Here is a 26,134-nt window from a genome sequence, read left to right as displayed (position 1 = left end):
CGGGTCGGCACGCCCGGCAACGACGCCGCCGAGGAGGCCGTCATGGTGGTCTCCGGCTACCGGGCGATGGCCGCCGCCGGCGGCAGCAACCCGGCCGGCGGCTGGCTGCTCGAACTCTTCGCGGACGAGTCGACCCTCCCGCTCACCCAGACCGCCCCCGCCCTGCGCGCCCTGGTCGCAGTGGCCCTCGCCGGTCCCTGCTCGCCGCCGCCCGCCTAGGCTCCCGCTAGGCGTCCTCCCGGACGACGGCCAGCCGGTCCACCAGCAGCTCCAGCCGCTGCTCGGCGTCCGGCGCGGGGAGCCGGCCGGCCCGGGAGAGGGTGGCCAGCCCGTGCAGGGCGGCCCAGAAGGTCTCGGTGAACAGCCCCGGGTGGACGCCCTCCCCGGCGACCTCGGCGAGGGTCTCCACCAGGGCGGCGAAGGCGTCCTTGAGCGGCTCCGGGGTGTCCTCTCGCGCGTAGGCGAGGCCGCCGTCGAGCTGGAAGACGGCGTCGTAGACCGCCGGGTTCTCCGCGGCGAAGCCCAGGTAGGCGCGGGCCAGGGCGCGCACCCGGGCCCGGGGGCCGTCCGCGGCGGCGGTGGCGGCCCGTAGCGCGGCGGCCAGCTCGGTGGAGCCCTGGAGGGCGACGGCGCCGATGATCTCGCGCTTGCCGCGGAAGTGGCTGTAGAGGACGGGCTGGCTGTACTCGATGCGTTCGGCGAGCCGGCGGGTGGTGACGGCGTCCCAGCCCTGCTGCTCGGCGAGTTCGCGGGCGGTGGCCACGATGAGGCGCTCGCGCCCGGCCCGTTCGCGTTCCTTGCGTTCCTGTACCGACATGACCCGATCCTAGCATCGCTAGACAATCAAGCGGCAGCAGTACTAGCATCACTTCATCATCTAGCGGCGCTAGATCCCAGGAGGGGTCACCATGCTCAACGCACTCGAGGTCTTCACCGTCGTGGTCGTCGGCCTGTTGGTGGGGGTGGAGTTCTCGGTCGCCTTCGTGGTCAACCGCATCCTCGGCGCGCTGCCCGAGGACGGCTACCAGCTCGGCCGCGCCCACGGCGGCCGGATGCTCGGGGCCCTGATGCCGTTCTGGTACATCGGCTCGCTCGTCCTCGCGGCCGGCTGGGCCGTCGCCGGGCGGCACCACCCCGGCACCGGGCTGGTCGTCGCCGGGGCCGCCCTGCTGGCCCTGAGCGTGGTCATGTCGATCCTGCTGCTCGTCCCGATCAACAATCGGAGCAAGCACTGGACCCCGGAGAACCGCCCCGCGGACTGGCGGGAGCAGAGCGACCGCTGGGACCGCTACCACTACGCCCGGGTCGCGGTCCTGATCGCCGGCCTCACCCTGCTGGTCACCGCCCTGACCCGGTGAGCGGCCCCGGCCCGGCCCGGTCGGCGCGCCGACCCGGTGCCGCTACCCGATCCGGTCGGGGCGGGTGTAGACGTTCGCGGTGCGCTCGCGCAGGAAGCCGACCAGCGTGAGGCCGAGCTCCTCGGCCAGGTCGACGGCGAGCGAGGAGGGCGCCGAGACGGCGGCCAGCAGCGGGAGCCCGGCCAGCGCGGCCTTCTGGGTCAGCTCGAAGGAGGCCCGGCCGGAGACCAGCAGCAGGTGGCCGGTCAGCGGGAGCCGCCCCTCGCGCAGCGCCCAGCCGACCACCTTGTCCACGGCGTTGTGCCGGCCAACGTCCTCGCGCACGCACAGCGGCGTCCCGTCCGGGGCGAACAGGCCCGCGGCGTGCAGCCCGCCGGTGCTGTCGAAGGCGCGCTGGGCGGCGCGCAGCCGCTCGGGCAGCTCGTAGAGCAGCGCCGCGGGCACCCGGAGCGGGTCGGTGGAGACGTCCCAGCGCGAGCGGGTCCGGACGGCGTCCACGGTGTCCCGGCCGCACAGGCCGCAGGCGCTGGTGGTGAGCAGGTTGCGGTGGGCGGAGAGCGCGGGGCGGGCGCCGCGGACGGTGGCGTCGACGACGTTGTACGTGTTGGCGCCGTCCGCGTCCGTCCCGGCGCAGTAGCGCAGGGCGGCCAGCTCCTCGGTGGCCCCGACCAGGCCCTCGCCGACCAGGAACCCGGCGACCAGGTCGAAGTCGTGCCCCGGGGTGCGCATCGTGACGGTGAGCGCCTCGCCGCCGATCCGGATCTCCAGCGGCTCCTCCGCCGCCAGACTGTCCGGCCGCGCGGAGCGCCCGTCCCCGCGCAGCCGCACCACCCGCCGCCGTTCCGTCGCCCGTGCCATCCGTCTCCCACCTCCGCGGGCCAGTCAACCACCCGTCAGGGTTCGACGACGCGCAGCCTGAGTCCGGTGCCGGGGAGGAGGAGGACGAGGAGCAGCGGGAGCCACGTGAGCAGCGACCAGGGCGAACCGTCGAACCCGAGGCGGCCCGTGAGCAGCAGGGCCGCCGTTCCCGCCAGCAGGAGGGCCGGTCCGACCCGGGTGCCGTGGACCTCCACCTGCACCCTCCCGGCGGCCGGGACGTCCACGGTCACGGCGTTGGAGCGGTCGAGCCCCCGCCGGACCTGGACGCGGTGGGGGCCGGGCGGCAGCACGAACGGGGTGTTGCCGCCGGGTCGGGCCCAGTCGAGGACGGTGCGGCCGGTGTAGACCCGGAACTTCCCGCGGCCCTGCTTCGGCACCCTGACCATCAGCCTGCCGTTGTCGGTGCCCATCGCCGCCCCTCCGGTCGCCCGTGTGTGCGAAGGATAGCGAGGCGGTCCGCGGCCGTGCTTGTCACATCTCCATTCACCTGATGAGATTGTGCATATGGATATGCACAGTGTCGTCGTCCGGGTCGGCAAGGCCGACGTCAGCGCCGAGGACGTCCTCGCCGTCGCCCGCGGCGGGGCGCGGGTGGAGATCGGGCCGGACGCGCTCGCCGAGATGGCCGCGGCCCGGGCCCGGATCGACGCGCTGGCCGCCGAGCCGCGTCCGGTGTACGGGGTCTCGACCGGCTTCGGCGCGCTGGCGGTGCGGCACATCAGCCCCGAGCTGCGGGCCCAGTTGCAGCGTTCGCTGGTGCGCTCGCACGCGGCGGGCATGGGGCCGGTGGTGGAGGCCGAGGTGGTCCGGGCCCTGGTGTTCCTGCGGATGAAGACGCTGGCCTCCGGCCGGACGGGCGTGCGCCCGCTGGTCGCCGAGACGATGGCCGCGCTGCTGAACGCGGGCATCACCCCGGCGGTGCGCGAGTTCGGCTCGCTGGGCTGCTCCGGCGACCTCGCGCCGCTCTCGCACTGCGCGCTGGTGCTGATGGGCGAGGGCACCGCGTTCGGCCCGGACGGGGTGGAGCGGCCCGCCGCCGAGCTGCTGGCCGCCGCCGGGATCGCCCCGGTCGAGCTGCTGGAGAAGGAGGGCCTGGCCCTCATCAACGGCACCGACGGCATGCTCGGCATGCTGGTGATGGCGCTGGCCGACCTGCGCCGCCTCTACACCACCGCCGACGTCACCGCCGCCATGTCGCTGGAGGCGCTGCTGGGCACCGACAAGGTGCTCGCCCCCGAGCTGCACGCCCCGATCCGCCCGCACCCCGGGCAGGCCGCCTCCGCCGCCAACATGCTGGCGGTGCTGCGCGGTTCCGGGCTGACCGGCCACCACCAGGACGACGCGCCGCGGGTCCAGGACGCGTACTCGATCCGCTGCGCCCCCCAGGTGGCCGGCGCCGGCCGGGACACCCTGGCGCACGCCGCGCTGGTCGCCGAACGGGAGCTGGCCGCCTCGGTGGACAACCCGGTGGTGCTCCCGGACGGCCGGGTCGAGTCGAACGGCAACTTCCACGGCGCGCCGGTCGGCTACGTGCTCGACTTCCTGGCGATCGCCGCCGCCGACCTGGCCTCGATCGCCGAGCGGCGCACCGACCGGCTGCTGGACAAGGCCCGCTCGCACGGCCTGCCCGCCTTCCTGGCCGACGACCCCGGCGTCGACTCCGGCCTGATGATCGCCCAGTACACCCAGGCCGCGCTGGTCAGCGAGAACAAGCGGCTCGCGGTGCCCGCCTCGGTGGACTCCATCCCGTCCTCGGCGATGCAGGAGGACCACGTCTCGATGGGCTGGTCCGCGGCCCGCAAGCTGCGCCGGTCGGTGGACAACCTCGGCCGCGTCCTGGCGGTGGAACTCGTCGCCGCCGCACGGGCGTTGGAGATCCGGGAGCAGGCCGCCGAGCAGTCGGGCGTGCTCGCCCCGGCGACCGCCGCGGCGGTCGCCGCCGCCCGCGCGGCCGGGGTCGGCGGCCCGGGCCGGGACCGTTTCCTCTCGCCGGACCTGGAGGCCGCCGCCGAACTGGTCGCCTCCGGCGCGCTGCTGGCGGCGGTCGAACAGGTCACCGGACCGCTCGCCTGACCCCGCCCCCAGCCCCTGGCGGGACGGGCGGGCGCACCCACCGGAACCGGCCCACCGGCCTCCGGACCCGCCCGTCCCGCCAGTCGAAACGCGATTGCCCACCTGCCGGGACTGCGCGACAGTCGTCCCACCGTCGAAGCCACCGGCGACCGCCCGACCGAGCGTGGAGGTACCGCACATGACCGCCCTGGACGAGACCGGCACCGCCGCCGGCCCCTCCGCCCGGCTGCTCCACCTCTTCGAGGGCCACCGGCTGACCCCCACCCAGCGCCGGATCGCCCACTCGCTGGTCCGGCACGCCGCCGAGGCGCCGTTCCTGTCCAGCGTCGAGGTCGCCGAACTCGCCGGGGTCAGCCAGCCGTCGGTGACCAGGTTCGCGGTCGCGCTCGGCTACGACGGCTACCCGGCGCTGCGCAAGCAGCTGCGCGAACTCGGCGTCGGCGAGCCGGGCACCCCCGAGAGCCACCACGACGTGGTGCGCAACGAGCACCAGCAGGCCGTCCTGGCCGAGATTGAGCACCTGCGCCACCTCGCCGAACTGCTCGCCGACCCGGCCCCGATCGTCCGGGCCGCCCGGGTGCTGGCCGCCTCCCGCCCGCTGCCGGTGCTCGGCCTGCGGGCCGCCTCCGCGCAGGCCCGCGGCTTCGCGTACTTCGCCGGCAAGGTGCACCCCGACGTCCGGCTGCTCGACGAGGGCGGCTCGATGCTCGCCGACCGGCTGGAGCAGGCCGCCGCCGCCGGGGCCACCGCGCTGCTCTGCTTCGCCCTGCCGCGCTACCCGCGCGAGCTGATGGACGCCCTCGCGGTGGCCCGGGAGTGCGGCCTGACCGTGCTCACCGTCGCCGACTCGGCGTTCGCGCCGGTCGCCAAGCTCTCCGACGCGCTGCTGCCCGCCGCCGTCGGCACCGGCCTGGTCTTCGACACCGCGTGCGCGCCGATGATGCTCGGCCGGGTCCTGCTCCAGGCCATGTGCGACGAACTGCCGGGCACCGAGGCCCGGCTGGAGGCGATCGAGCAGTCCGCGACGGCCCGTCAGCTCTTCCTGGACTGACGCCCCTCGTCTGTCGAATGTCCCCTTCTCGTCGGGTTGACGACGGGTGGTGGGCGGGCATCTCTCCGGACAGGGAGAAAGACAGCTTGGACGGGGGAAGTCCAATGCCACCGCCGATCCACCAGATGAGGCTCACCGGACGGCTCGGTTCCGGGGCCGACGAATGGTCCTGCCCGCTCTGCGGGCGCCGCATCGCCCTGCGCCGCCCGCCGCACCCCGAACTGACCGTCCTCGACCCCGGCGACGAGGAGGCCGTGCACATCGGCGTCCTGGAACCCGGCGACCCCGCCGCCGAGGCCGCCGCCGCCCGCTACGGCGTCGGCCCGGTCCAGCACATCCCGCGCCCCCCGGCCCGCCCCGGCCAGCCGAACCCCGAACCCGACGCGGCCGACCGCCGCTGGCTGGCCGAGATCGGCATCGACTGGGACGGCGACGAGGCCGCCTGACGGCCCGCCCGGCCCGCCCGCGCGGTTCACGACCGCCCGCAACGCCCGGGCTGCCCGCAACGCCCGGGCTGCCCGCAACGCCCGTGCTGCCCGCGCCGCCCGGGCCGTTTGCGTCGGCGCGGGCGCGGGACTCTGGCCGGGCCGGTGCTGTTTGGATATATTCAGTCGCGTTCATCGTGAATGAATTCCATCCGGCAAGGAGGCTGGTCCATGGCAGAGCAGGCGAACGGCCCGCGCGAGGTCCGCGCGGCGCGGGGCACCGGGCTGAGCGCGCGGGGCTGGCAGCAGGAGGCCGCCCTGCGGATGCTGATGAACAACCTGGACCCGGAGGTCGCCGAGCACCCGTCCAAGCTGGTGGTCTACGGCGGCACCGGCAAGGCGGCCCGGGACTGGCGCTCCTTCGACGCGATGGTGCGGACCCTGCGGGACCTCAAGCAGGACGAGACCATGCTGGTGCAGTCCGGCCGCCCGGTCGGTGTGATGCAGACCCACGAGTGGGCGCCGCGGGTGCTGATCGCCAACTCCAACCTGGTCGGGGACTGGGCGAACTGGGAGGAGTTCCGCCGCCTGGAGTCGCTCGGCCTCACCATGTACGGCCAGATGACCGCCGGTTCGTGGATCTACATCGGCACCCAGGGCATCCTCCAGGGCACCTACGAGACCTTCGCCGCGGTGGCGAACAAGCGCTTCGGCGGCACCCTGGCGGGCACCGTCACGCTCACCGCCGGGCTCGGCGGCATGGGCGGCGCCCAGCCGCTGGCCGTCACCATGAACGGCGGCGTGGCGATCTGCGTCGACTGCGACCCGTCCCGGATCGCCCGCCGGATCGAGCACCGCTACCTCGACGTCGAGGCCAGGAACCCCGACCACGCGCTCCAGCTGGCCGTCGAGGCCCGCGACCGGCGGCAGTCGCTCTCGATCGGCCTGCTCGGCAACGCCGCCGACCTGCTGCCGCAGCTGCTCGCCGCGGACGCCCCGATCGACATCGTCACCGACCAGACCAGCGCCCACGACCCGCTCGCCTACCTGCCCACCGGCGTCGCCTTCGAGGACATGGCGGCCTACGCGGCCGAGAAGCCCGCCGAGTTCACCACCCGGGCCCGGGAGTCGATGGCCCGGCACGTGGAGGCGATGGTCGGCTTCCAGGACCGCGGCGCGGAGGTCTTCGACTACGGCAACTCGATCCGCGGCGAGGCGCAACTCGCCGGGTACGACCGGGCGTTCGCCTTCCCCGGTTTCGTCCCCGCGTACATCCGGCCGCTGTTCTGCGAGGGGAAGGGCCCGTTCCGCTGGGCCGCGCTCTCCGGCGACCCGCAGGACATCCACAGGACCGACCGGGCCGTCCTCGACCTGTTCCCGGAGAACGAGTCGCTGCACCGCTGGATCACCATGGCCCAGGAGAAGGTGCACTTCCAGGGCCTGCCCGCGCGGATCTGCTGGCTCGGCTACGGCGAGCGCGACAGGGCCGGCGAGCGGTTCAACGACATGGTGGCCTCCGGCGAGCTGTCCGCGCCGATCGTGATCGGCCGCGACCACCTGGACTGCGGCTCGGTCGCCTCCCCCTACCGGGAGACCGAGGCGATGCTCGACGGCTCGGACGCGATCGCCGACTGGCCGCTGCTCAACGCCATGGTCAACGTCGCCTCCGGCGCCTCCTGGGTCTCGATCCACCACGGCGGCGGCGTCGGCATCGGCCGCTCGATCCACGCCGGGCAGGTCACCGTCGCCGACGGCACCGCGCTGGCCGGCGAGAAGATCCGCCGGGTGCTGACCAACGACCCCGGCATGGGCGTCATCCGGCACGTCGACGCCGGCTACGACCGGGCGGACGAGGTCGCGGCGGAGCGCGGGGTGCGCGTCCCCATGAACGAGCTGTGAGCTTCGACGCGATGTGGGCGGAGCTGCTCCCGGTGGGCCGCTCCGCCGCCACCGGCGGCTACCGGCGGCACGCCTGGAACTCCGCCGACGCCGAGTGCCGGGCCTGGTTCGAGCAGCAGGCCCGCTCGCGCGGCCTGGCGTACGGGACCGACCGCAACGGCAACCAGTGGGCCTGGCACGGCGACCCGGCGGCCGGGAACGCCGTGGTCACCGGATCGCACCTGGACTCCGTCCCCGACGGCGGCGCCTACGACGGCCCGCTCGGGGTGGTCTGCGCCTTCGCCGCGTTCGACCGACTGGTCGGGAACGGACGGGAGTTGACCCGCCCGCTGGGCATCGCCAACTTCGCGGACGAGGAGGGCGCCCGGTTCGGCGTCGCCTGCGTCGGCTCCCGGCTGGCCACCGGCCTGCTCGACCGGGAGGCCGCGTACGCGCTGCGCGACGCCGACGGGGTCCGGCTGCCCGACGCCATGGAGCGGGCCGGGCACGACCCGGCGCTGATCGGCGCCGACCCCGAACTGCTGGGCCGGATCGGCGCGTTCGTCGAACTCCACGTCGAGCAGGGCCGGTACCTGGCCGAGGACCAGCCGGTCGGGGTGGCCGGGGCGATCTGGCCGCACGGCCGGTGGCGGTTCGACTTCCACGGCGAGGCCAACCACGCCGGCACCACCCGGCTCGCCGACCGCCGCGACCCGATGCTCACCTACGCCACCACCGTGCTCGCCGCCCGCAAGAAGGCCCGGCTCGCCGGGGCGCTCGCCACCTTCGGCAAGGTCGCCGTCGAACCCAACGGCACCAACGCGATCGCCTCGCTGGTCCGCGGCTGGCTGGACTCCCGGGCCCCCGACGAGCGCACCCTGCACCAGGTGGTCGGGGCGATCGAGCAGGCCGCCGTCGAACGCGGCGCCCGCGACGGCGTCCGGGTCGAGCTGACCCGCGAGTCGTACACCCCCGTGGTGGACTTCGACGCCCCGCTGCGCGACCGCCTCGCCGCCCGCCTGGACGCCCCGGTGCTGCCGACCGGCGCGGGACACGACGCCGGGATCCTGGCGTCCGCCGTCCCGACCGCCATGCTGTTCGTGCGCAACCCCAGCGGTGTCTCGCACTCCCCGGCCGAGCACGCCGAGCGCGCCGACTGCCACGCCGGGGTCGCCGCCCTGGCCGACGTACTGGAGGACCTCGCATGCCGGCCGTCGTGACGTACTGGGCCGAGCACGCCTGGCTGCCGCACCCCGGCGGCCCGGCTGTCCAGCCGGAGGTGCTGATCACCGTCGGCGCGGACGGCCGGATCGCCGAGGTCGTCCACGGCAGCGGCCCCTGCCCGGCCGGGGCGGTCCGGCTGGCCGGGCTCGCGCTGCCCGGGCAGGCCAACGCCCACTCGCACGCCTTCCACCGGGCGCTGCGCGGCGCCGTCCAGGTCGGCTCCGGGACGTTCTGGACCTGGCGCGACACCATGTACAAGGTCGCCGCCGCGCTCGACCCCGACCGCTACCTGGCGCTGGCCACCGCCGTGTACGCCGAGATGGCGCTCGCCGGGATCACCGCCGTCGGCGAGTTCCACTACCTGCACCACGCGCCCGGCGGCGCCCGGTACGCCGACCCGAACGCGATGGGCGCGGCGCTGGTCGAGGCCGCCGCCCGGGCCGGCATCCGGATCACCCTGCTCGACACCTGCTACCTGTCGTCCGGCTTCGGCGCCGCGCCGACCGAGCCCCAACTGCGCTTCTCCGACGGGGACGCCGACGCCTGGGCCGAGCGCGCCGGCGCGCTGGAGGGCGCCGGGCACGCCCGGATCGGCGCCGCCGTGCACAGCGTCCGGGCGGTGCCCGCCGAGCAGTTGGGCACCGTCGCGCGGTGGGCCGCGGAGCGCCGGGCCCCGCTGCACGTCCACCTCTCCGAGCAGACCGCCGAGAACGACGCCTGCCTGGCCGCCCACGGCGTCACCCCCACCCGGCTGCTCGCCGACCACGGCGTCCTCGGCCCGCGCACCTCCGCCGTGCACGCCACCCACCTCACCGACGAGGACGTCCGGCTGCTCGCCGGCTCCGGGACCGCGATCTGCATGTGCCCCACCACCGAACGGGACCTCGCCGACGGCATCGGCCCCGCCCGGCGGCTCGCCTCGGCCGGCTGCCCGGTCACGCTCGGCTCCGACAGCCACGCCGTGATCGACCCGTTCGAGGAGGCCCGCGCCCTGGAGCTCGACGAGCGCCTGCGCACCCGCACCCGCGGCCACTGGACGGCGGCCGAGCTGCTCCGGGCGGGCGGCGCGGACGGCCACGCCTCGCTCGGCTGGCCCGAGGCCGGGCGCCTGGAGGCCGGCGCGCTCGCCGACTTCTGCGTCATCGCCCTGGACTCGGTCCGCACCGCCGGGCCGCCGCCCCTGCTCGGCGCCGAGACCGCGGTCTTCGCGGCGGGCGCGGCCGACGTCCGCCACCTGGTGGTCGGCGGTCGGCACGTGGTCAGGGACGGGGTGCACCGGCTCGTCCCGGAGACCGGGCGCGCCCTCGCGGCGGCCGTCGGCGCCCTGCGGTGACGGCCCGCCCCCCGCACGCCCGACCGATCGAGGAACGGACCCCATGAGCCTGCTCATCAGCAACATCGGTTCGCTGGTCACCAACGACCCCGCCCTCGGCGCGGGCCCGCTCGGACTGCTGGCCGACGCCGCCGTGGTGGTGGACGGCGACCGCGTCGCCTGGGTGGGCCCGGACGCGGACGCGCCCGCCGCCGACGAGCACACCGACGCGGGCGGACGGGCGCTGCTGCCCGGGTTCGTGGACAGCCACGCGCACCTGCTGTTCGCGGGCGACCGCACCGCCGAGTTCAGCGCCCGGATGTCGGGCCTGCCGTACGGCGCGGGCGGCATCCGGACCACCGTCGCCGCGACCCGGGCCGCCTCGGACGCCGAGCTGAACGCCAACCTGACCCGCTACCTGGCCGAGATGCTGCGCCAGGGCACCACCACCGTCGAGGTGAAGTCCGGCTACGGGCTGAGCACCGAGGACGAGGCGCGGGCCCTGCGGATCGCCGCCGGGCACACCGCCGAGACCACCTACCTGGGGGCGCACGTGGTGGCCCCCGAGTACGCCGACGACCCGGCCGGGTACGTCGGGCTGGTGACCGGCGAGATGCTGGCCGCCTGCGCGCCGTACGCCCGCTGGGTCGACGTGTTCTGCGAGCGCGGCGCGTTCGACGGCGACCAGGCCCGGGCGGTGCTGACCGCCGGGATGGCGCGGGGCCTGCGGCCCAGGGTGCACGCCAACCAGCTGGGCCACGGCCCCGGCGTGCAGCTGGCGGTGGAGCTGGGGGCCGCCTCCGCCGACCACTGCACCCACCTGACCGACGCGGACGTCGCCGCGCTGGCCGGGAGCGACACCGTCGCCACGCTGCTGCCGGGCGCCGAGTTCTCCACCCGGGCGCCCTACCCCGACGCCCGGCGGCTGCTGGACGCGGGCGCCGCCGTCGCGCTGTCCACCGACTGCAACCCGGGCTCCAGCTTCACCAGCTCGATGCCGTTCTGCGTGGCCGTCGCCGTCCGCGAGATGGGCCTGACCCCCGACGAGGCGGTGCACGCCGCCACCGCGGGCGGCGCGCTCGCGCTGCGCCGCCCCGACGTGGGCCGGATCGCCCCCGGCGCCCGGGCCGACCTGCACCTGCTGGACGCGCCCTCGCACATCCACCTGGCGTACCGGCCGGGCGTCCCGCTGACCGCCGCGGTGTGGCAGGGCGGGGTCAGGAAGGTCTGACGCCGGTCAGCGGTCGTCCCCCAGCAGCGCGCCGATCCGGCGGCGGGCGGCGAACAGGCCGACGCCCGCCGCGATCGCCAGCAGGCCCTGGACGGCGAAGTACCAGGTGGAGCCGACCACGTCGTCCCCCAGCAGCAGCTGGGCGACGGCGGCCACGCAGTCGCCCGCCGTGACGGCGAGGAACCAGACGCCCATCATCTGGCTGGCGTACTTGGCGGGCGCCAGCTTGGTGGTGACGGACAGGCCGACCGGGGAGAGGGTCAGCTCGCCGACGGTCTGGACCAGGTAGACCACGGCCAGCCAGAGCGGGGAGACCTTGACGCCGCCGGAGGCCGCGGCCATCGCCAGCATCATCACCAGGAAGGACGCGCCGATCATCAGCAGGCCGAAGGCGAACTTCGCGGTGGTGGAGGGGTTGCGCCCGCGCCGGGCGGCGGCGTTCCACAGCCAGGCGAAGACCGGGGCCAGCGCCATGATGTACAGCGGGTTCAGCGACTGGAACCAGCTGGAGGGGAAGGAGAAGCCGAACAGGCTCCCGGCGGTGTTCCGGTCGGCGAACACGCTCAGGGTCGAGCCGGACTGGTCGTAGATCATCCAGAACACGGCGGCGGCCAGGAAGAACCACAGGTAGCCGCCCATCCGGGAGCGCTCCTCGCCGGTCAGCGCGGAGTCGCGGCGGATGCGGGCGAACACCAGGGCGGGCACCGCGATGCCGGCCAGCGAGAGCGGCCAGATCGCCCAGGAGACGGTGAAGTGCCCGGTGCCGGCGACCACGCCGTAGAACACCGTGGCGGCGGCCAGCCAGAGCCCGGCCTTGCGCAGCACCGCGCGGCCCTCGGCCCGGGACAGCGGCGAGGCGACGACGTTCGACTCCGGGCTCAGGTGCCGGGTGCCCAGCAGGTACTGGATCAGGCCGAGCGCCATGCCGACGCCCGCCAGCGCGAAGCCCAGGTGCCAGTTCACCTGCTGGCCGACGGTGCCGATCACCAGCGGCGCCAGGAAGGCGCCGAGGTTGATGCCCATGTAGAAGACGGTGAAGCCGCCGTCGCGGCGCGCGTCGTCGTCCTTGGCGTAGAGCTGGCCGACCATCGTGGAGATGTTGGCCTTGAGCAGGCCGGAGCCGATCGCGATCGGGACCAGGCCCGCGAAGAAGAACACCGTGTTCGGCACGGCGAGCATGAAGTGCCCGACCATGATGATCAGCCCGCCGAGGGCGACGGTGCGCCGGGCGCCGAGCAGCCGGTCGGCGATCCAGCCGCCGGGCAGCGCGAGCAGGTAGACCATGGCGTTGTAGACCGAGTAGACGGCGGCGGCGGTGGCCACCGGCACGCCGAGGCCGCCCTTGGCCGCCTCGGTGGACATGTAGACCACCAGCAGCGCGCGCATGCCGTAGAAGCTGAAGCGCTCCCAGGTCTCGGTCATGAAGAGGGTGGCCAGGCCGCGGGGGTGGCCGAGGAAGGTCCGGCCCGAGGGGGGAGAGGGCCGTACCTCGGTCTCCAGGGTGGTCGGAGCCATGCTGATTCCTTGCCTGTTCTCGGGGGTTCCCCACCACGGTAAGTCGCGAGTTCGGGTGACTGCGGAGCGTGAATGGTATGCGGAAGGTAAAGTCTGGCGGCCGTGCACCGTGCATTTTGATGCCCTGGGCGAAGAATTGCCTGCGATCTCAAGGGTCGTGCGAAGAATGTCCGTTAAAGCGCAGTTGTCGCCGGACGGGGCCGCGGAACGGTGGTGATCACCGGCTGTGACAGTGTTCACAGCGCCCGGCCCGGGCGTGCCGGGACGGCCGGAGACCCCCTGATCGGCGGCCCCCGCGCGGTCTACCATCCCCCTATGACCTGTGTGCTGCTGGCCGAGGACGACCCGGCAATCTCCGAACCGCTGGCCCGCGCCCTGCGCCGCGAGGGCTACGAGGTGCTCGTCCGCGAGGACGGGCCGGCCGCGCTGGGCGCCGGCCTCAGCGAGGACGTCGACCTGATCGTGCTCGACCTCGGACTCCCCGAGATGGACGGCCTGGAGGTGTGCCGGCGACTGCGCGCCGACGGCAAGAGCTTCCCGGTCCTGGTGCTCACCGCCCGCGCCGACGAGGTGGACACCGTGGTCGGCCTGGACGCCGGCGCCGACGACTACGTCACCAAGCCGTTCCGGCTGGCCGAACTGCTGGCCCGGGTCCGGGCCCTGCTCCGGCGCGGCAACGTGGACCAGCTGACCACCGGCGCGCACGGCGTGAAGATCGACATCGAGTCGCACCGCGCCTGGCTCGGCGAGGAGGAGCTCACCCTCTCCGCCAAGGAGTTCGAGCTGCTGCGGGTGCTGGTGCGGGACGCCGGACGGGTCGTCACCCGCGAGGAGATCATGCGCCAGGTCTGGGACACCACCTGGTGGACCTCCACCAAGACCCTGGACATGCACATCTCCTGGCTGCGCAAGAAGCTCGGCGACGACGCCGCGAACCCGCGCTACATCGCCACCGTGCGCGGCGTGGGCTTCCGCTTCGAGAAGAACTGACCGCCGGAGAAGAACCGATCACACGAACCCGACCGAAGGACCGCCCGGCGTGAAGCGCAGGATGATCAACTCGCTGCTGGGCGTGGTCCTGGTGGTGGTCGCGGTGTTCTGCGTGCCGCTGGCCCTGATCGAGAAGCAGTCGATCGTCAACGCCGCCAACGACCGGGTGGACGCGGTGGCGGTCCGGGTGCTCGGGCTGGTCGAGAGCCGGCTCGCCGCGGGCGAGCCGGTCAGCGGCGAGAAGTTCGCCGCCGTCGTCACCGACGAGTACTACGTCACCGTGGACATCCCGGGACAGCGGCAGATCGCCCTCGGCCGTCCCGTCGAGGGCGACGCGCTGACCGCCACCGAGACCGGTGGCAGCGGGGAGACCGTCACCGCCGCACAGTCCCGCACCGCGCTCGACCACGAGATCGGCAACATGCTGCTGCTGCTCGGCGTGGTCGCGCTGCTCGCCGTGCAGGCCGCCGTGGCGCTCGCCGTCTGGCAGGCCAAGCGGCTGGCCCGGCCGCTCACCGAGCTCGCCGAGACCGCCGAGCGGCTGGGCTCCGGCGACCCCCGCCCGCAGGGCCGCCGCTACGGCGTGCCCGAACTCGACCGGATCGCCGAGGTGCTGGACACCAGCGCCGAGCGGATCGCCCGGATGCTCACCGCCGAACGCCGCCTCGCCGCCGACGCCTCGCACCAGCTGCGCACCCCCCTCACCGCGCTCTCGATGCGGCTGGAGGAGATCACCGCGCTCGCCGAGGACCCCGGCACCGTCCGGGAGGAGGCCGCGATCGGCCTCCAGCAGGTCGAGCGGCTCACCGACGTGGTGCAGCGGCTGCTCACCAACCAGCGCGACCCCAACAGCCCCACCGCGGTGACCTTCGGGCTCGAGGAGGTGATCAAGCAGCAGGTCGAGGAGTGGGGGCCGACCCTGCGCGACGCCGGGCGGCGGCTGGTCATCGAGGGCCTGCGCGACGCCCGGGTGGTCGGCACCCCCGGCACCGTCGCCCAGGTGCTCGCCACCCTGATCGAGAACTCGCTGATGCACGGCGCGGGCACCATCACGCTGCGGGTGCGCCGCTCCGGCAGCTCGGTGGTCGCCGAGGTCCAGGACGAGGGCGCGGGCGTCCCGCGCGAGCTGGGCAACCGGGTCTTCGAGCGGGCGGTCAGCGGCCGCAACTCCACCGGCATCGGGCTGGCCGTCGCCCGGGACCTCGCCGAGGCCGACGGCGGGCGCCTCGAACTGCTGTCGCTGCGGCCGCCGGTGTTCGCGCTGTTCCTCGCCCACGGGGGCGGGTGAGTTCCTCGCCCACGGGGGCGGGTGCGGGCGAGGGGTGCGGGCGGGTGGTTCAGTTCGCCAGGGTGGGGCTCGGCGGGGCGGCCAGCAGCAGCTCGGCCTCCTGCACCACGGCGGGCTCCTCCAGCTCCGGCATCGCCTTGAACACCCAGGTCCGGTAGGAGACGAAGCGGAACACGGTGGCCACCACCAGGCCCAGCAGCTTGCCGCCCAGCTTCTCGAACGGGGTGTCCAGCCCCAGCACGTACTGGGTGAAGCCCAGGGTGCCGGTCTCGATCAGCATGCCGACGCCGCTGAACACCAGGAAGAGGGTGATCTCCCGCCTGCGGGAGGCGGCGTCGCGGTCCCGGTACAGCCAGTACCGGTAGCCCAGGTAGTTGGTGGCGATCGCCACCAGCGTCGCGGCGATGTTGGAGCGCAGCGAGGCCAGGCCGAAGCCGTTGGTGAGGACCCAGAACAGCCCGAAGTTGACCACCACGCCGGTGGCGCCGATCACGGCGAAGCCGATCGCCTCCAGGGACAGGCCGCGCATCCGCTGGGTGAACGGGGGCCGCGTCTCGGTGCTGCTCGTCATCCGGGCTGTCTCCGTATGCTTCACATGATCGGATAAGTGGTGTTCTACGATCCGGCCCACCAGGCTACCGGCAATCCCTGAGAGCACGCCCCCGCCCCCGGAGCACCCCGTCCGCCGCGCTCCGGCGCACGCCGCCGCACCCCGCCCGCCGCCCGCCGGGGCACCCCCGGCGCGCTCCGACGCCCGCCGGTGCCGAGCCCTCCGACCGGCCCGGATATCCTGGAGCGCGTGACTGTAGCGGGCAATGCGAACTTTCCAGTGGTCGGAGTCATCGGCGGCGGGCAGCTCGCCCGCATGATGCACCAGGCGGGCATCCCGCTGGGCATCCGCTTCAAACTCCTGGCCGACACCCCCCAGGAGTCGGCCGCGCAGGTGGTCGGCACCACCGTGCTCGGCGACTACCGCGACCTCGACACGCTGCGGGCCTTCGCCGCCGACTGCGACGTGATCACCTTCGACCACGAGCACGTGCCCACCGAGCACCTGCGCACCCTCCAGACCGAGGGCGTCGCCGTCCGCCCCGGCCCGGACGCGCTGGTCAACGCCCAGGACAAGGGCGTCATGCGGGCGAAGCTCGACTCCATCGGCGTCCCCTGCCCCCGGCACCGGCTGGTCGCCGACCCGGCCGACGTCACCGCCTTCGCCGCGGAGGGCGAGGGCTACCCCGTCGTGCTGAAGACCGTCCGCGGCGGCTACGACGGCAAGGGCGTCTGGGTGGTCGCCGACGAGACCGAGGCCGCCGCCCCCTTCCTGGCCGGCGTCCCCGTCCTCGCCGAGGAGAAGGTCGACTTCCTGCGCGAACTCGCCGCCAACGTGGTGCGCTCGCCCAGCGGCCAGGCCGTCGCCTACCCGGTGGTCGAGTCCGTCCAGGAGAACGGCGTCTGCGCCGAGGTCACCGCCCCCGCGCCCGACCTCGACCCGGCCCTCTCCGACGAGGCCCAGCAGCTCGCGCTGCGGATCGCCGGCGAGCTCGACATCACCGGCCACCTCGCCGTCGAGCTGTTCCAGACCCGCGACGGCCGCATCCTGGTCAACGAGCTCGCCATGCGCCCGCACAACTCCGGCCACTGGTCCCAGGACGGCGCCGTCACCTCCCAGTTCGAGAACCACCTGCGGGCCGTCCTCGACCTCCCGCTCGGCGACCCGCGCCCCCGCGCGAAGTGGACCGTCATGGTCAACGTCCTCGGCGGCGACTACCCCGACATGTACCGGGCGTTCCTGCACTGCATGGCCCGCGACCCCGGCCTCAGGATCCACATGTACGGAAAGGACGTGAAGCCCGGCCGCAAGGTCGGCCACGTCAACGTCTTCGGGGACGACCTCGAAGACGTCCGCGAGCGCGCCCGCCACGCGGCCGCCTACCTGCGAGGAACGATCACCGAGTGACTTTCCTCCCCTCCTGCCGGAGGGGGTTCCCCTCAGCCTCGCGGCCGAGCCGTCGCGCGTGAGCGCGGCGGTGGGACGACTTCCTGCTTCACCGACGACTGCCCGCCCGGAGTGCTCCGTTGAGGTCCTACGCCGTCTCCACAGGCTGCAACCGCCAGTCCGGCGGCCAGGATGTTGCGTGCCGCGTTGACGTCCCGGTCGTGGACGGCGCCGCAGGCGCACTCCCACGTGCGCACGTGCAGCGGCAGGCAGGTGCGGCGGGCGCCACAGGACGAGCAGAGCTTCGAGCTGGGGAACCACCGGTCGACGGTGACCAGTTCGCGGCCGTACCAGACGCACTTGTAGGCGAGCATCGCCCGCAGTTCGGCCCAGCCCGCGTCGGCGATCGACCGGGAGAGCCTGCGATTTCCGAGCAGATCGCGGACCGACAGTCCCTCGACCACGACCGTTTGGTTCTCACGGACGAGCCGAGTGGTCAGCTTGTGCAGGAAGTCCCGCCGCCGGTCGGCGATCCGGGCATGAACACGGGCGACCTTACGTCGGGCCTTCTCCCGGTTCGCCGAACCCGCGGCTTTCCGCGACAGCTCCCGTTGTGCCCGGACCAGGCGTGTGCGCTCGCGCCGCTCGTGCCCGGGGTTGCGGACCTTCTCCCCGGTGGAGAGCGCGACCAGATCGCTGACGCCCAGGTCCACACCCACAGCACGGTCGAGGGCGGGCAGGTGTCGAACCGTCGGGTCCTCGCACAGCACCGAGACGAACCAGCGTCCTGCAGCATCACGCGAAACGGTCACCGTGGACGGAACCGCCCCCTCGGGCAGCGGCCGCGACCAGCGGATGTCCAGCGGCTCGGCCATCTTCGCCAGTGTCAATCGCCCCTCCCGGTAGCGGAACGCCGAACGGGTGTACTCGGCGGCGTCCCGCGACCTCTTCCTCGCCTTGAACCGCGGGTGCCCGGCCCGTCGGGTGAAGAAGTTCGTGAACGCCGCCTGCAGGTGACGCAGTGCCTGCTGCAGCGGCACGCACGACACCTCGTTGAGGAACGCCAGCTCCTCTGTCCGCTTCCAACCCGTCAGCATCGCCGACGTCGCTCCGTACCCCACCCGCTCCTGCCGCCGCTCCCACGCCTCCACACGGGCCGCCAACGCCCTGTTCCACACCAGCCGCACGCAACCGAACGTCCGCGACAACTCCGCCGCCTGCTCCCCGTTCGGATAGCAGCGGTACTTGAACGCCCGCTTCACGTGCACCGTCACCACGGCTGACACGCTAGAACCCCCCACTGACACCACGTCGTACCGCACGTCGCCCCGGGCCGAAGCCGGGGCACCCACGAAAGGACCGCCATGACCAAGTCCCCCCTTGTCGGCATCGTGATGGGCTCCGACTCCGACTGGCCCGTGATGGAGGCCGCCGCGCAGGCGCTGGACGAGTTCGAGATCCCGTACGAGGTCGACGTGGTCTCCGCGCACCGGATGCCGCGCGAGATGGTCGCCTACGGCGAGCGGGCGCACGGGCGCGGGCTGAAGGCGGTCATCGCCGGGGCGGGCGGGGCCGCGCACCTGCCGGGGATGCTGGCCTCGGTGACGCCGCTGCCGGTGATCGGCGTCCCGGTGCCGCTGCGCTACCTGGACGGGATGGACAGCCTGCTGTCGATCGTCCAGATGCCGGCCGGGGTGCCGGTGGCGACCGTCTCGGTGGCGGGCGCGCGCAACGCGGGCCTGCTCGCGGTGCGGATGCTGGCCGCGTTCGACCCCGAACTCACCGAGAAGATGGTCGAGTTCCAGGCCGAGCTGAACAACCAGGCCACCGAGAAGGGCCGCAAGCTGCGCGCCAAGGTGGCGGGCAACGACTCCTTCGGCTTCGGCAAGTAGGCGGATGGCCTTCCCGGCCCCCGCCCGCGAGAGCGCGGGCGGGGGCCGGGGCGGGAAGGTCGGTCAGCCGGTGCCGAACTCTCCGGCGGTGACTGCGGCGACGAAGGTGTGCCAGGCGGCGGCGGGGAAGTGCAGGACCGGGCCGTCGGGGTCCTTGGAGTCGCGGACGTGGCCGGGGTGGGCGTCGTCCACCTCGATGCACTCGCCGCCGTCGTTGTTGCTGTAACTGCTCTTCCGCCAACGGCGCGCCTCGGCGGGGGCGTTCAGGTCAGGGTGCATCAGAAGCCAGTCCTTCCAGCATCGAGCTGATCGTGAACTCGGACTCCTGCGGGGGCAGTGCCTGAGCCCGTAGTAGATCGTAGAGCCACTGCCGCTCCGCGATGTCCGCCGCCGTCTCGTAGATCGTCCCGGTCCGGCTGCTCTCCTCGTACGCGAGCCGGTCGCCGCCCGGCAGCGTGAGCAGCGTCATCGAGGAGGTCTCGGAGTGCCCGCCGGACGCGAACGGGAGCACCTGGACGACCACGTTGGGCAGCGTGGCCGCGTCGAGGATCGCCCGCAGCTGCCCGGCCGTCACCGCCGGGCCGCCGTAGGTCCGGTGGAACGCGTACTCGTCCAGGATGAACCAGTACCGGCACTCCGAGTCGCGCAGCCGGAGCTGTCGGCCCATCCGGGCCCGGACCCGCTCCTCCACCTCCTCCTCCGGCGCGTAGGGGAGGCCCGCGCGCAGCGCGTGCCGGGCGAACGCCTCGGTCTGGAGCAGACCCGGCATGTTGGGACTGTAGGACTCGTGGACGAGCGCCTGGTCCGCGAGAGTCAGGAACTCCTGGTACTTCGCCGGGTGGTCCTCCCGCAGCGCCAGCGGGAGCAGCCGGGCGAAGAGGCCGTCGGTCCGGAAGACCTGGTCCAGCATCTCCGACAGCCCCTGGGGCACCCTGACGTCCCCGTTCTCGACCCGGGACAGCGTGCTGACGGAGAAGTGCACCCCCTCGGCGAGCTTGACGAGGGACCAGCCGAGCTCCGCGCGCCGCCGCCGGATCTCGGCCCCGTAGAAGTGCCGCGCACTCCGAGACGGGTCGACTTCTCGCTCCGGGAAGCTCATGGCCTTCCCCTCCCTGTTGGGCCATCCGCACGCCACGGCCCTCGGGAACCCACCGTCCGGCGTCCCGTCCACCGGGCGTCTGCGCCGTTCAGCTTAGCGGCGAAGCGTGACGCGACGAGTACGGAACGTGGCAATTCCCTTGGCGGGGAACCCCGCTGGGTGAGGACCGGACCGCGCGGGCCCCGGCGCCCCGGCCGGCCGACGCGCCGGGGATGACCTTTCCCCCGGCGCGGCGGTAGAACGGGGGCATGACCCCCGAACTGCTCGACCGCGCCCGGGCCGTCCTGCGCACCACGCCGGTGGTGGACGGCCACAACGACCTGCCGTGGGCGATGCGCGCCCAGGCCGGGTACGACCTCGACGCCGTCGACCTGACGGCCGATCAGAGCCACCGGCTGCACACCGACTTCGGCCGCCTGCGGGCGGGCGGGGTCGGCGCGCAGTTCTGGTCGGTGTACGTGCCCGCCGAACTGGCGGGCGACAGCGCGGTCAGCGCGACGCTGGAGCAGATCGACTTCGTCCGGGCGATGACCGCGCGCCACCCCGAGCACCTGCGGCTCGCGCTGACCGCCGACGACCTGGAGGCCGCCCGCGCCGAAGGCCGGATCGCCTCGCTGATGGGCGCCGAGGGCGGCCACTCCATCAACTCCTCGCTGGCCACCCTGCGCGCACTGTACGAACTGGGCGTGCGCTACCTGACGCTCACCCACAACTCCAACGTGCCCTGGGCCGACTCCGCCACCGACGAGCCCGCGCACGGCGGACTCACCGCGTTCGGCGAGGAGGTGGTCCGGGAGATGAACCGGCTCGGCATGCTGGTCGACCTCTCGCACGTCTCGGCCGACACCATGCGCGACGCGCTGCGGGTCTCCGAGGCCCCGGTGGTCTTCTCGCACTCCTCCGCCCGCGCCGTCTGCGACCACCCGCGCAACGTCCCGGACGACGTGCTGACCGCGCTGGCCGCCAACGGCGGCGTCGTGATGGCCACCTTCGTGCCCAAGTTCGTGCTGCCCGCCGCCATCGAGTGGACGCTCGCCGCCGACGCCAACATGCGTGCCAGGGGCCTGCACCCGCTGGAGACCACGCCCGAGGCGATGGCCGTCCAGCGCGCCTACGAGGCCGAGCACCCCCGCCCGACCGCCACCGCCGCGACCGTCGCCGACCACCTCGACCACCTGCGGGAGGTGGCCGGCATCGACCACGTCGGCCTCGGCGGCGACTACGACGGCACCGCGTTCACCCCGGCCGGCCTGGAGGACGTCTCCGGCTACCCGGTGCTGGTCGCCGAACTGCTGCGCCGCGGCTGGTCCGAGGCCGACCTCGCCAAACTGACCTGGCACAACGCCGTCCGGGTGCTGCGCGGCGCCGAGACGGCCGCCCGCCGGCTGCGGGCCGAGCGCCGCCCCTCGATCGCCACCCGGGCACAGCTGGACGGCGCGTGACCGACGGACTTGACCCCGCCCCTGGGGCAGGCCCGAACGTGGCCGGTGCGGAGGAGGAACGGCTGCTCACCACCGGTGAGTTCGCCCGACGCGGCCTGCTGTCGCCGAAGGCGCTGCGGCTGTACGACCGGCAGGGGCTGCTGCCGCCGGACCGGATCGACCCGGACAGCGGCTACCGCTACTACCGGCCGGAGCGGCTGGCCACCGCGCGGCTGATCGTCCGGCTGCGCGGCCTGGACATGCCGCTGGCCACCGTCGCCGAGGTGCTCGCCCTGCCGGGCCCCGCGGCGGCGGAGCGGATCGCCGCGTACTGGGCCGCCGTCGAACGGCGGACCGCCTCGCAGCGGACGCTGGCCGCCCACCTCCGCGTCCAACTCAGCGGACTCGAAGGGATCGACGAGATGTACCGGATCGAACAGCGGGACGTGCCCGAGCAGGTGGTGCTCACCGAGCAGCGCCGCGCCAAGCCGGAGGAGCTGGACCGCTTCATCCCGGAGGCCACCGCCCGGCTGGAGGCCGTCGCGGCGGCCCACGGCGGCGTCACGGCCGCCCCGTTCGTGATCTACCACGGGGACGTCAACGAGGACGCCGACGGCCCGGTCGAGGTCTGCGTCCCGGTCGACCCGGCCCGCGCCGCGGGCCTGACCGCCGCGCACCGCACCGAACCCGCGCACCGGGAGGCGTACACCAGGATCACCAAGGCGCAGGTGGAGTACCCGCAGATCCTCAGCGCCTACGACGCGGTCTGCGCCTGGATGGAACGGAACGGCACCCCGCGCACCGGCGCGGGCCGAGAGGTCTACTTCGCCGACTGGGCCGCCGCCGGGCCGTCCGACCCGGTCTGCGACATCGCCTTCCCGATCGGGGGCTGACCGGGGCCCGTCACGGCCCCGGCGGCCCGGTCACAGCCTCGGCAGCTCGATCGCCGGGCAGCGGTCCATCACCATGTCCAGCCCGGCCGCGCGGGTCCGCGCGAAGGCCGCCTCGTCGACGACCCCGAGCTGGAACCAGACGGCCTTCGCGCCCGCCGCCACCGCCTGGTCGGCGACCGGGCCGGCCAGCGCGGAGTTCACGAACACGTCCACCACGTCCACCGGGAACGGGACCTCGGCGAGCGAGGCGTAGCCCGGCTCGCCGAGCACCGTCTCGGCCTTCGGGTGCACCGGCACGATCCGCTTCCCGGCCCGCTGGAGCACCCGGGCCACGCCGTACGCGGCGCGCGCGGTGTTGTTCGACAGGCCGACCACGGCCCAGGTGTCGCCGGAGGAGGTGAGGATCTTCCGGACGGTGGCGTCGTCTCCGTAGCTCATGTCCGGGGCAACGACGCCACCGCGCGGCTCATTCCGCCGACGTCATTCCGCCGACGTCATTCCGCCGACGGGCGGCCCATCGCCCGGTACGTCCAGCCCGCGGCCCGCCAGGCCTCGCCGTCCAGCACGTTGCGGCCGTCCACCAGGTGGCGCGCGGCGACCACCGCGCCGACCTCCGCCGGGTCCAGCTCGCGGAACTCCTGCCACTCCGTCAGGTGCAGCACCACGTGCGCGCCCTCGGCGGCCTCCAGCGGGGTGGCCGCGTAGGACAGGCCGGGGAACATCTTCCGGGCGTTGTCCATCGCCTTCGGGTCGTAGACCGTGACCTGGGCGCCCTGGAGCTGGATCTGCCCGGCCACGTTCAGCGCGGGCGAGTCCCGGATGTCGTCCGAGTTCGGCTTGAACGCCGCGCCCAGCACCGCGACCCGGCGGCCCAGGAAGCCGCCGCCGCACTGCTCGCGGGCCAGCTCCACCATCCGGGAGCGGCGCCGCATGTTGATCGAGTCGACCTCGCGCAGGAAGGTCAGCGCCTGGTCCGCGCCCAGCTCCCCGGCCCGCGCCATGAACGCCCGGATGTCCTTGGGCAGGCAGCCGCCGCCGAAGCCCAGGCCCGCGTTCAGGAACTTCCGGCCGATCCGGTCGTCGTACGAGAGCGCCTTGGAGAGCTGCACGACGTCGGCGCCGGCGCTCTCGCAGACCTCCGCCATCGCGTTGATGAACGAGATCTTGGTGGCCAGGAAGGAGTTCGCGGCGGCCTTCACCAGCTCGGCGGTCGGGAAGTCGGTCACCACGAACGGCACCCCGTCCGAGATCGGCCCCGCGTACACCTCGCGCAGCACCCGCTCGGCGTGCTCGCTGCGCACGCCGACCACCAGCCGGTCCGGGTGCAGGGTGTCGCCGACCGCGTAGCCCTCGCGCAGGAACTCCGGGTTCCAGGCCAGCTCGGCCCCCGCCCCGACCGGGGCCAGCTCGGCCAGCCGGGCCGCCAGCCGGTTCGCCGAGCCCACCGGCACGGTCGACTTGCCGACCACCAGGACCGGCCGCTCCAGCAGCGGGGCCAGCGACTCCAGCGCGGAGTCCACGTAGCTCATGTCGGCCGCGAACTCGCCCTTGCGCTGCGGGGTGTTCACGCAGATGAAGTGCACGTCGCCGAAGGCCGCGACCTCCTCCCAGGAGTCGGTGAACCGAAGCCGGCCGCTGGAACCCTCGTGGCCCGCCACGTGCTTCAGCAGCAGCTCGGACAGCCCCGGCTCGTACATCGGCACCCGGCCCGCGGCCAGCGCCGTGAGCTTGTCCCGGTCCACGTCCAGCCCCAGGACCTCGAACCCGAGCTCCGCCATGCACGCGGCATGCGTCGCGCCCAGGTAGCCGGTGCCGATCACCGTGATGCGGGGAGCCACGCGCGTTCCCTTCGATCCGGGCCGTACCAGGGGTGAGCGACGGCCGCAGCCACTGATGGTAGCCGCACCGCCGGGCGCCGCGGATGCCCCGGTTTCGCGGTTTTCGCTCGAAGGTCTGTACGGAAGGTTCACAATGCCGCCATGACTTCCAAGGGGCGGGGCGGCGGGCCGGACGAGGACCCCGGTCCGCTGAGCATCTTCGGCCGCGACGGGGACGGCGGCGACGGCGACGAGAACCACGACGGCGACGAGGGCCGCGACGGCGGGGACTCCTCCGCCGCGGCGGCCGGTCAGCACCGGCGGCGGCGGGGGCGGCGGCTGCTGGTGTGGACGCTGGCGGTGCTGCTGGTGCTGGCGGGCGGGGCGTTCGGCGGGCTGCTGTGGGCGGCCGACCACTACGCCTCCTCGGTGCGGCGCATCCCGGACGCCTTCCCGACCGTACCGGCCGCCGAGCAGCCCCCGGCCGTCCCGCACACCGGCCAGACCTTCCTGCTGGTCGGCCTGGACGCCCGCTCCGACCAGCCGACCACCGGCAAGGACGCCAAGGCCCCGGCCTGGCAGGCGGGGGCCCAGCGCAGCGACACCATGATGCTGATGCACATCTCGGCGGACCGGAAGTCGGTCTCGCTGGTCTCCATCCCGCGCGACACCTGGGTGCCCGTCCCCGGCCACGGCAAGGCGAAGATCAACGCCGCCTACTCCTGGGGCGGTCCGGCGCTGACGGTCCAGACCGTCCAGGACCTCACCAAGATCAAGATCGACCACCTCGCGGTGATCGACTGGAACGGCTTCCGGGCCCTCACCGACGCGGTCGGCGGCGTCGACATCACCGTCCCGCGCACCATCGAGGCCAAGGGCGACGCCCGCGAGTGGCTGGCCGGCACCCACCACATGGACGGCGCCGAGGCGCTGCTCTACGTCCGCGAGCGCCACGGCCTGCCCAACGGCGACCTCGACCGCACCAAGCGCCAGCAGAACTTCCTGCGCGCCCTGATGCTCCGGACCATGGACTCCGGCACCCTCTCCAACCCGGCCAAGCTCACCGGCCTGCTCGGCACCATCGGCGACGTCGCTAGCGTCGACGACCGCCTCAGCAACACCGACCTCTACGACCTGGCCTGGAGCCTGCGCGACGTCCGCCCCGACGGCGTCCACTTCATGAACGCCCCCTTCGGCGGCTTCGACACCATCGACGGCCAGGCGGTGGTCCTGATGGACGACGGCGCCGCGGGCGTGCTGTGGAACGCCATGCGCACCGACCGGATGGACGACTACCTCGCCCAGCACCGCACCAGCGCCGACACCCTCGGCGAGGACGTCAGCTGACCCGGCCGGCCCTGTTGCCCCGGTCACCTGCCGCCCGGGCGGCGGCGACCCTAGGATGAGCACTACTTAACGGTAATTAACGCGAGGGGCGAGCAACATGGCGGGCAACTCCGGGGCGGACTTCGACCTCTACCGGCTCGGCGAGGAGCATGTGATGCTCCGGGAGTCGGTGCGTGCGCTGGCGGAGGCGAAGATCGCTCCGTTCGCGGCGGCGGTGGACGAGGAGGGGCGTTTCCCGCAGGAGGCGTTGGACGCGTTGCGGGCGGCGGAGCTGCACGCGGTGCACGTGCCGGAGGAGTTCGGTGGTGCGGGGGCGGACGCGTTGGCGACGGTGCTGGTGATCGAGGAGGTGGCGCGGGTGTGCGCGTCGTCGTCGTTGATCCCGGCGGTGAACAAGCTGGGGTCGCTGCCGGTGCAGCTGTCGGGGTCGCGGGAGTTGAAGGCGAAGTACCTGGGGGCGCTGGCGCGCGGCGAGGGGATGTTCTCGTACTGCCTCTCGGAGCCG

At 73.8% G+C, this 26,134-nt stretch carries 26 protein-coding genes; 16 read left to right on the top strand and 10 right to left on the bottom strand.

Going from position 1 to position 26,134, the window contains the following annotated elements:
* Window positions 1–226: 226 nt before the first annotated feature.
* On the bottom strand, window positions 227–817 hold the full coding sequence (locus tag K353_RS31690; protein ID WP_111556937.1) for a TetR/AcrR family transcriptional regulator: 591 nt from the start codon (window positions 815–817) through the stop codon (window positions 227–229).
* A gap of 91 nt (window positions 818–908) precedes the next feature.
* Here K353_RS31690 and K353_RS31685 point away from each other — a divergent pair, with 91 nt between their 5' ends.
* Window positions 909–1,358: a DUF1772 domain-containing protein gene (locus tag K353_RS31685; protein ID WP_111556936.1), complete on the top strand. Its 450-nt coding sequence runs from the start codon at window positions 909–911 to the stop codon at window positions 1,356–1,358.
* Window positions 1,359–1,400: 42 nt separating this feature from the next.
* Here the strand turns inward: K353_RS31685 and fdhD are convergent, their stop codons facing one another.
* Together fdhD and K353_RS31675 are read right to left on the bottom strand one after the other, a co-directional pair.
* Entirely contained in the window at window positions 1,401–2,216 is an 816-nt protein-coding gene (fdhD, locus tag K353_RS31680; RefSeq protein ID WP_111556935.1) for a formate dehydrogenase accessory sulfurtransferase FdhD, read from the bottom strand.
* A 35-nt stretch (window positions 2,217–2,251) separates the two neighbouring features.
* The gene (locus tag K353_RS31675; RefSeq protein WP_111556934.1) at window positions 2,252–2,647 is read right to left on the bottom strand and encodes a hypothetical protein; all 396 of its coding nucleotides are present in this window, start codon (window positions 2,645–2,647) and stop codon (window positions 2,252–2,254) included.
* A gap of 100 nt (window positions 2,648–2,747) precedes the next feature.
* Here K353_RS31675 and hutH point away from each other — a divergent pair, with 100 nt between their 5' ends.
* The 7 genes from hutH to hutI all read left to right on the top strand — a co-directional run bounded on the left by hutH (window position 2,748) and on the right by hutI (window position 11,431).
* Window positions 2,748–4,310 carry a histidine ammonia-lyase gene (gene hutH, locus K353_RS31670; protein ID WP_111556933.1) on the top strand — a complete coding sequence of 521 codons (1,563 nt, stop codon included), beginning with the start codon at window positions 2,748–2,750 and terminating at the stop codon, window positions 4,308–4,310.
* 178 nt (window positions 4,311–4,488) lie between these two features.
* Window positions 4,489–5,361 (top strand): MurR/RpiR family transcriptional regulator, encoded by an 873-nt coding sequence (locus K353_RS31665; RefSeq protein WP_111556932.1) that lies wholly within the window; start codon window positions 4,489–4,491, stop codon window positions 5,359–5,361.
* Between the two features lie 125 nt (window positions 5,362–5,486).
* On the top strand, window positions 5,487–5,807 hold the full coding sequence (locus K353_RS31660) for a hypothetical protein (protein ID WP_146616633.1): 321 nt from the start codon (window positions 5,487–5,489) through the stop codon (window positions 5,805–5,807).
* A 210-nt stretch (window positions 5,808–6,017) separates the two neighbouring features.
* A complete protein-coding gene (gene hutU / locus K353_RS31655) occupies window positions 6,018–7,685 on the top strand; it encodes a urocanate hydratase (RefSeq protein WP_111556930.1) in 1,668 nt (555 codons plus the stop codon).
* A gap of 11 nt (window positions 7,686–7,696) precedes the next feature.
* Window positions 7,697–8,884, top strand: coding sequence for an allantoate amidohydrolase (locus tag K353_RS31650; RefSeq protein WP_111556949.1), 1,188 nt, complete (start codon window positions 7,697–7,699; stop codon window positions 8,882–8,884).
* Complete coding sequence (locus tag K353_RS31645) at window positions 8,869–10,221, top strand: formimidoylglutamate deiminase (RefSeq protein WP_111556929.1); 1,353 nt, start codon at window positions 8,869–8,871, stop codon at window positions 10,219–10,221. Before K353_RS31650 ends, K353_RS31645 begins: the two co-directional genes overlap by 16 nt.
* 43 nt (window positions 10,222–10,264) lie before the next feature.
* Window positions 10,265–11,431, top strand: coding sequence for an imidazolonepropionase (hutI, locus tag K353_RS31640; protein WP_111556928.1), 1,167 nt, complete (start codon window positions 10,265–10,267; stop codon window positions 11,429–11,431).
* A gap of 6 nt (window positions 11,432–11,437) precedes the next feature.
* Here hutI and K353_RS31635 read toward each other — a convergent pair whose 3' ends face one another.
* Window positions 11,438–12,946 (bottom strand): peptide MFS transporter, encoded by a 1,509-nt coding sequence (locus K353_RS31635; RefSeq protein ID WP_111556927.1) that lies wholly within the window; start codon window positions 12,944–12,946, stop codon window positions 11,438–11,440.
* A gap of 315 nt (window positions 12,947–13,261) precedes the next feature.
* Between K353_RS31635 and K353_RS31630 the strand changes: the two genes are divergently transcribed.
* Together K353_RS31630 and K353_RS31625 are read left to right on the top strand one after the other, a co-directional pair.
* Window positions 13,262–13,936, top strand: a complete 675-nt coding sequence (locus K353_RS31630) for a response regulator transcription factor (RefSeq protein WP_014136090.1) — start codon at window positions 13,262–13,264, stop codon at window positions 13,934–13,936.
* Window positions 13,937–13,985: 49 nt separating this feature from the next.
* Window positions 13,986–15,224, top strand: a complete 1,239-nt coding sequence (locus tag K353_RS31625; protein ID WP_111556926.1) for an ATP-binding protein — start codon at window positions 13,986–13,988, stop codon at window positions 15,222–15,224.
* A gap of 49 nt (window positions 15,225–15,273) precedes the next feature.
* On the opposite strand, the gene K353_RS31620 is transcribed toward K353_RS31625, so the two are convergent.
* Window positions 15,274–15,795 (bottom strand): GtrA family protein, encoded by a 522-nt coding sequence (locus tag K353_RS31620; RefSeq protein ID WP_111556925.1) that lies wholly within the window; start codon window positions 15,793–15,795, stop codon window positions 15,274–15,276.
* A 294-nt stretch (window positions 15,796–16,089) separates the two neighbouring features.
* On the opposite strand from K353_RS31620, the gene K353_RS31615 reads away from it, so the two are divergent.
* On the top strand, window positions 16,090–17,181 hold the full coding sequence (locus tag K353_RS31615; protein WP_233533957.1) for a 5-(carboxyamino)imidazole ribonucleotide synthase: 1,092 nt from the start codon (window positions 16,090–16,092) through the stop codon (window positions 17,179–17,181).
* A 32-nt stretch (window positions 17,182–17,213) separates the two neighbouring features.
* Here K353_RS31615 and K353_RS31610 read toward each other — a convergent pair whose 3' ends face one another.
* Window positions 17,214–18,434: an RNA-guided endonuclease TnpB family protein gene (locus K353_RS31610; protein WP_111556948.1), complete on the bottom strand. Its 1,221-nt coding sequence runs from the start codon at window positions 18,432–18,434 to the stop codon at window positions 17,214–17,216.
* Window positions 18,435–18,524: 90 nt separating this feature from the next.
* On the opposite strand from K353_RS31610, the gene purE reads away from it, so the two are divergent.
* Window positions 18,525–19,052 carry a 5-(carboxyamino)imidazole ribonucleotide mutase gene (gene purE, locus K353_RS31605; RefSeq protein ID WP_111556923.1) on the top strand — a complete coding sequence of 176 codons (528 nt, stop codon included), beginning with the start codon at window positions 18,525–18,527 and terminating at the stop codon, window positions 19,050–19,052.
* A gap of 63 nt (window positions 19,053–19,115) precedes the next feature.
* Here purE and K353_RS31600 read toward each other — a convergent pair whose 3' ends face one another.
* Together K353_RS31600 and K353_RS37030 are read right to left on the bottom strand one after the other, a co-directional pair.
* On the bottom strand, window positions 19,116–19,331 hold the full coding sequence (locus tag K353_RS31600) for a DUF397 domain-containing protein (protein ID WP_111556922.1): 216 nt from the start codon (window positions 19,329–19,331) through the stop codon (window positions 19,116–19,118).
* The gene (locus K353_RS37030) at window positions 19,321–20,151 is read right to left on the bottom strand and encodes a helix-turn-helix transcriptional regulator (protein WP_111556921.1); all 831 of its coding nucleotides are present in this window, start codon (window positions 20,149–20,151) and stop codon (window positions 19,321–19,323) included. The genes K353_RS31600 and K353_RS37030 overlap by 11 nt, the downstream gene beginning before the upstream one ends.
* A gap of 248 nt (window positions 20,152–20,399) precedes the next feature.
* On the opposite strand from K353_RS37030, the gene K353_RS31590 reads away from it, so the two are divergent.
* The gene (locus tag K353_RS31590) at window positions 20,400–21,593 is read left to right on the top strand and encodes a dipeptidase (RefSeq protein ID WP_111556920.1); all 1,194 of its coding nucleotides are present in this window, start codon (window positions 20,400–20,402) and stop codon (window positions 21,591–21,593) included.
* Window positions 21,590–22,465, top strand: coding sequence for a MerR family transcriptional regulator (locus K353_RS31585; RefSeq protein WP_370447687.1), 876 nt, complete (start codon window positions 21,590–21,592; stop codon window positions 22,463–22,465). The genes K353_RS31590 and K353_RS31585 overlap by 4 nt, the downstream gene beginning before the upstream one ends.
* A 30-nt stretch (window positions 22,466–22,495) precedes the next feature.
* Here the strand turns inward: K353_RS31585 and K353_RS31580 are convergent, their stop codons facing one another.
* Together K353_RS31580 and K353_RS31575 are read right to left on the bottom strand one after the other, a co-directional pair.
* A complete protein-coding gene (locus K353_RS31580) occupies window positions 22,496–22,903 on the bottom strand; it encodes a CoA-binding protein (protein ID WP_111556918.1) in 408 nt (135 codons plus the stop codon).
* 56 nt (window positions 22,904–22,959) lie between these two features.
* A complete protein-coding gene (locus K353_RS31575; protein ID WP_111556917.1) occupies window positions 22,960–24,303 on the bottom strand; it encodes a UDP-glucose/GDP-mannose dehydrogenase family protein in 1,344 nt (447 codons plus the stop codon).
* 141 nt (window positions 24,304–24,444) lie between these two features.
* On the opposite strand from K353_RS31575, the gene K353_RS31570 reads away from it, so the two are divergent.
* Window positions 24,445–25,629, top strand: coding sequence for an LCP family protein (locus tag K353_RS31570; protein ID WP_111556916.1), 1,185 nt, complete (start codon window positions 24,445–24,447; stop codon window positions 25,627–25,629).
* A 97-nt stretch (window positions 25,630–25,726) separates the two neighbouring features.
* Window positions 25,727–26,134: acyl-CoA dehydrogenase family protein (locus K353_RS31565; RefSeq protein WP_199528309.1), on the top strand; the 408-nt coding region annotated here is incomplete at its 3' end.

It is taken from the genome of Kitasatospora sp. SolWspMP-SS2h (assembly GCF_003259315.1).
Taxonomy (GTDB): domain Bacteria; phylum Actinomycetota; class Actinomycetes; order Streptomycetales; family Streptomycetaceae; genus Kitasatospora; species Kitasatospora fiedleri.
The sequence above is the reverse complement of the archived record's forward strand: the minus strand, read 5'-3'. Positions and strand labels throughout refer to the sequence as shown.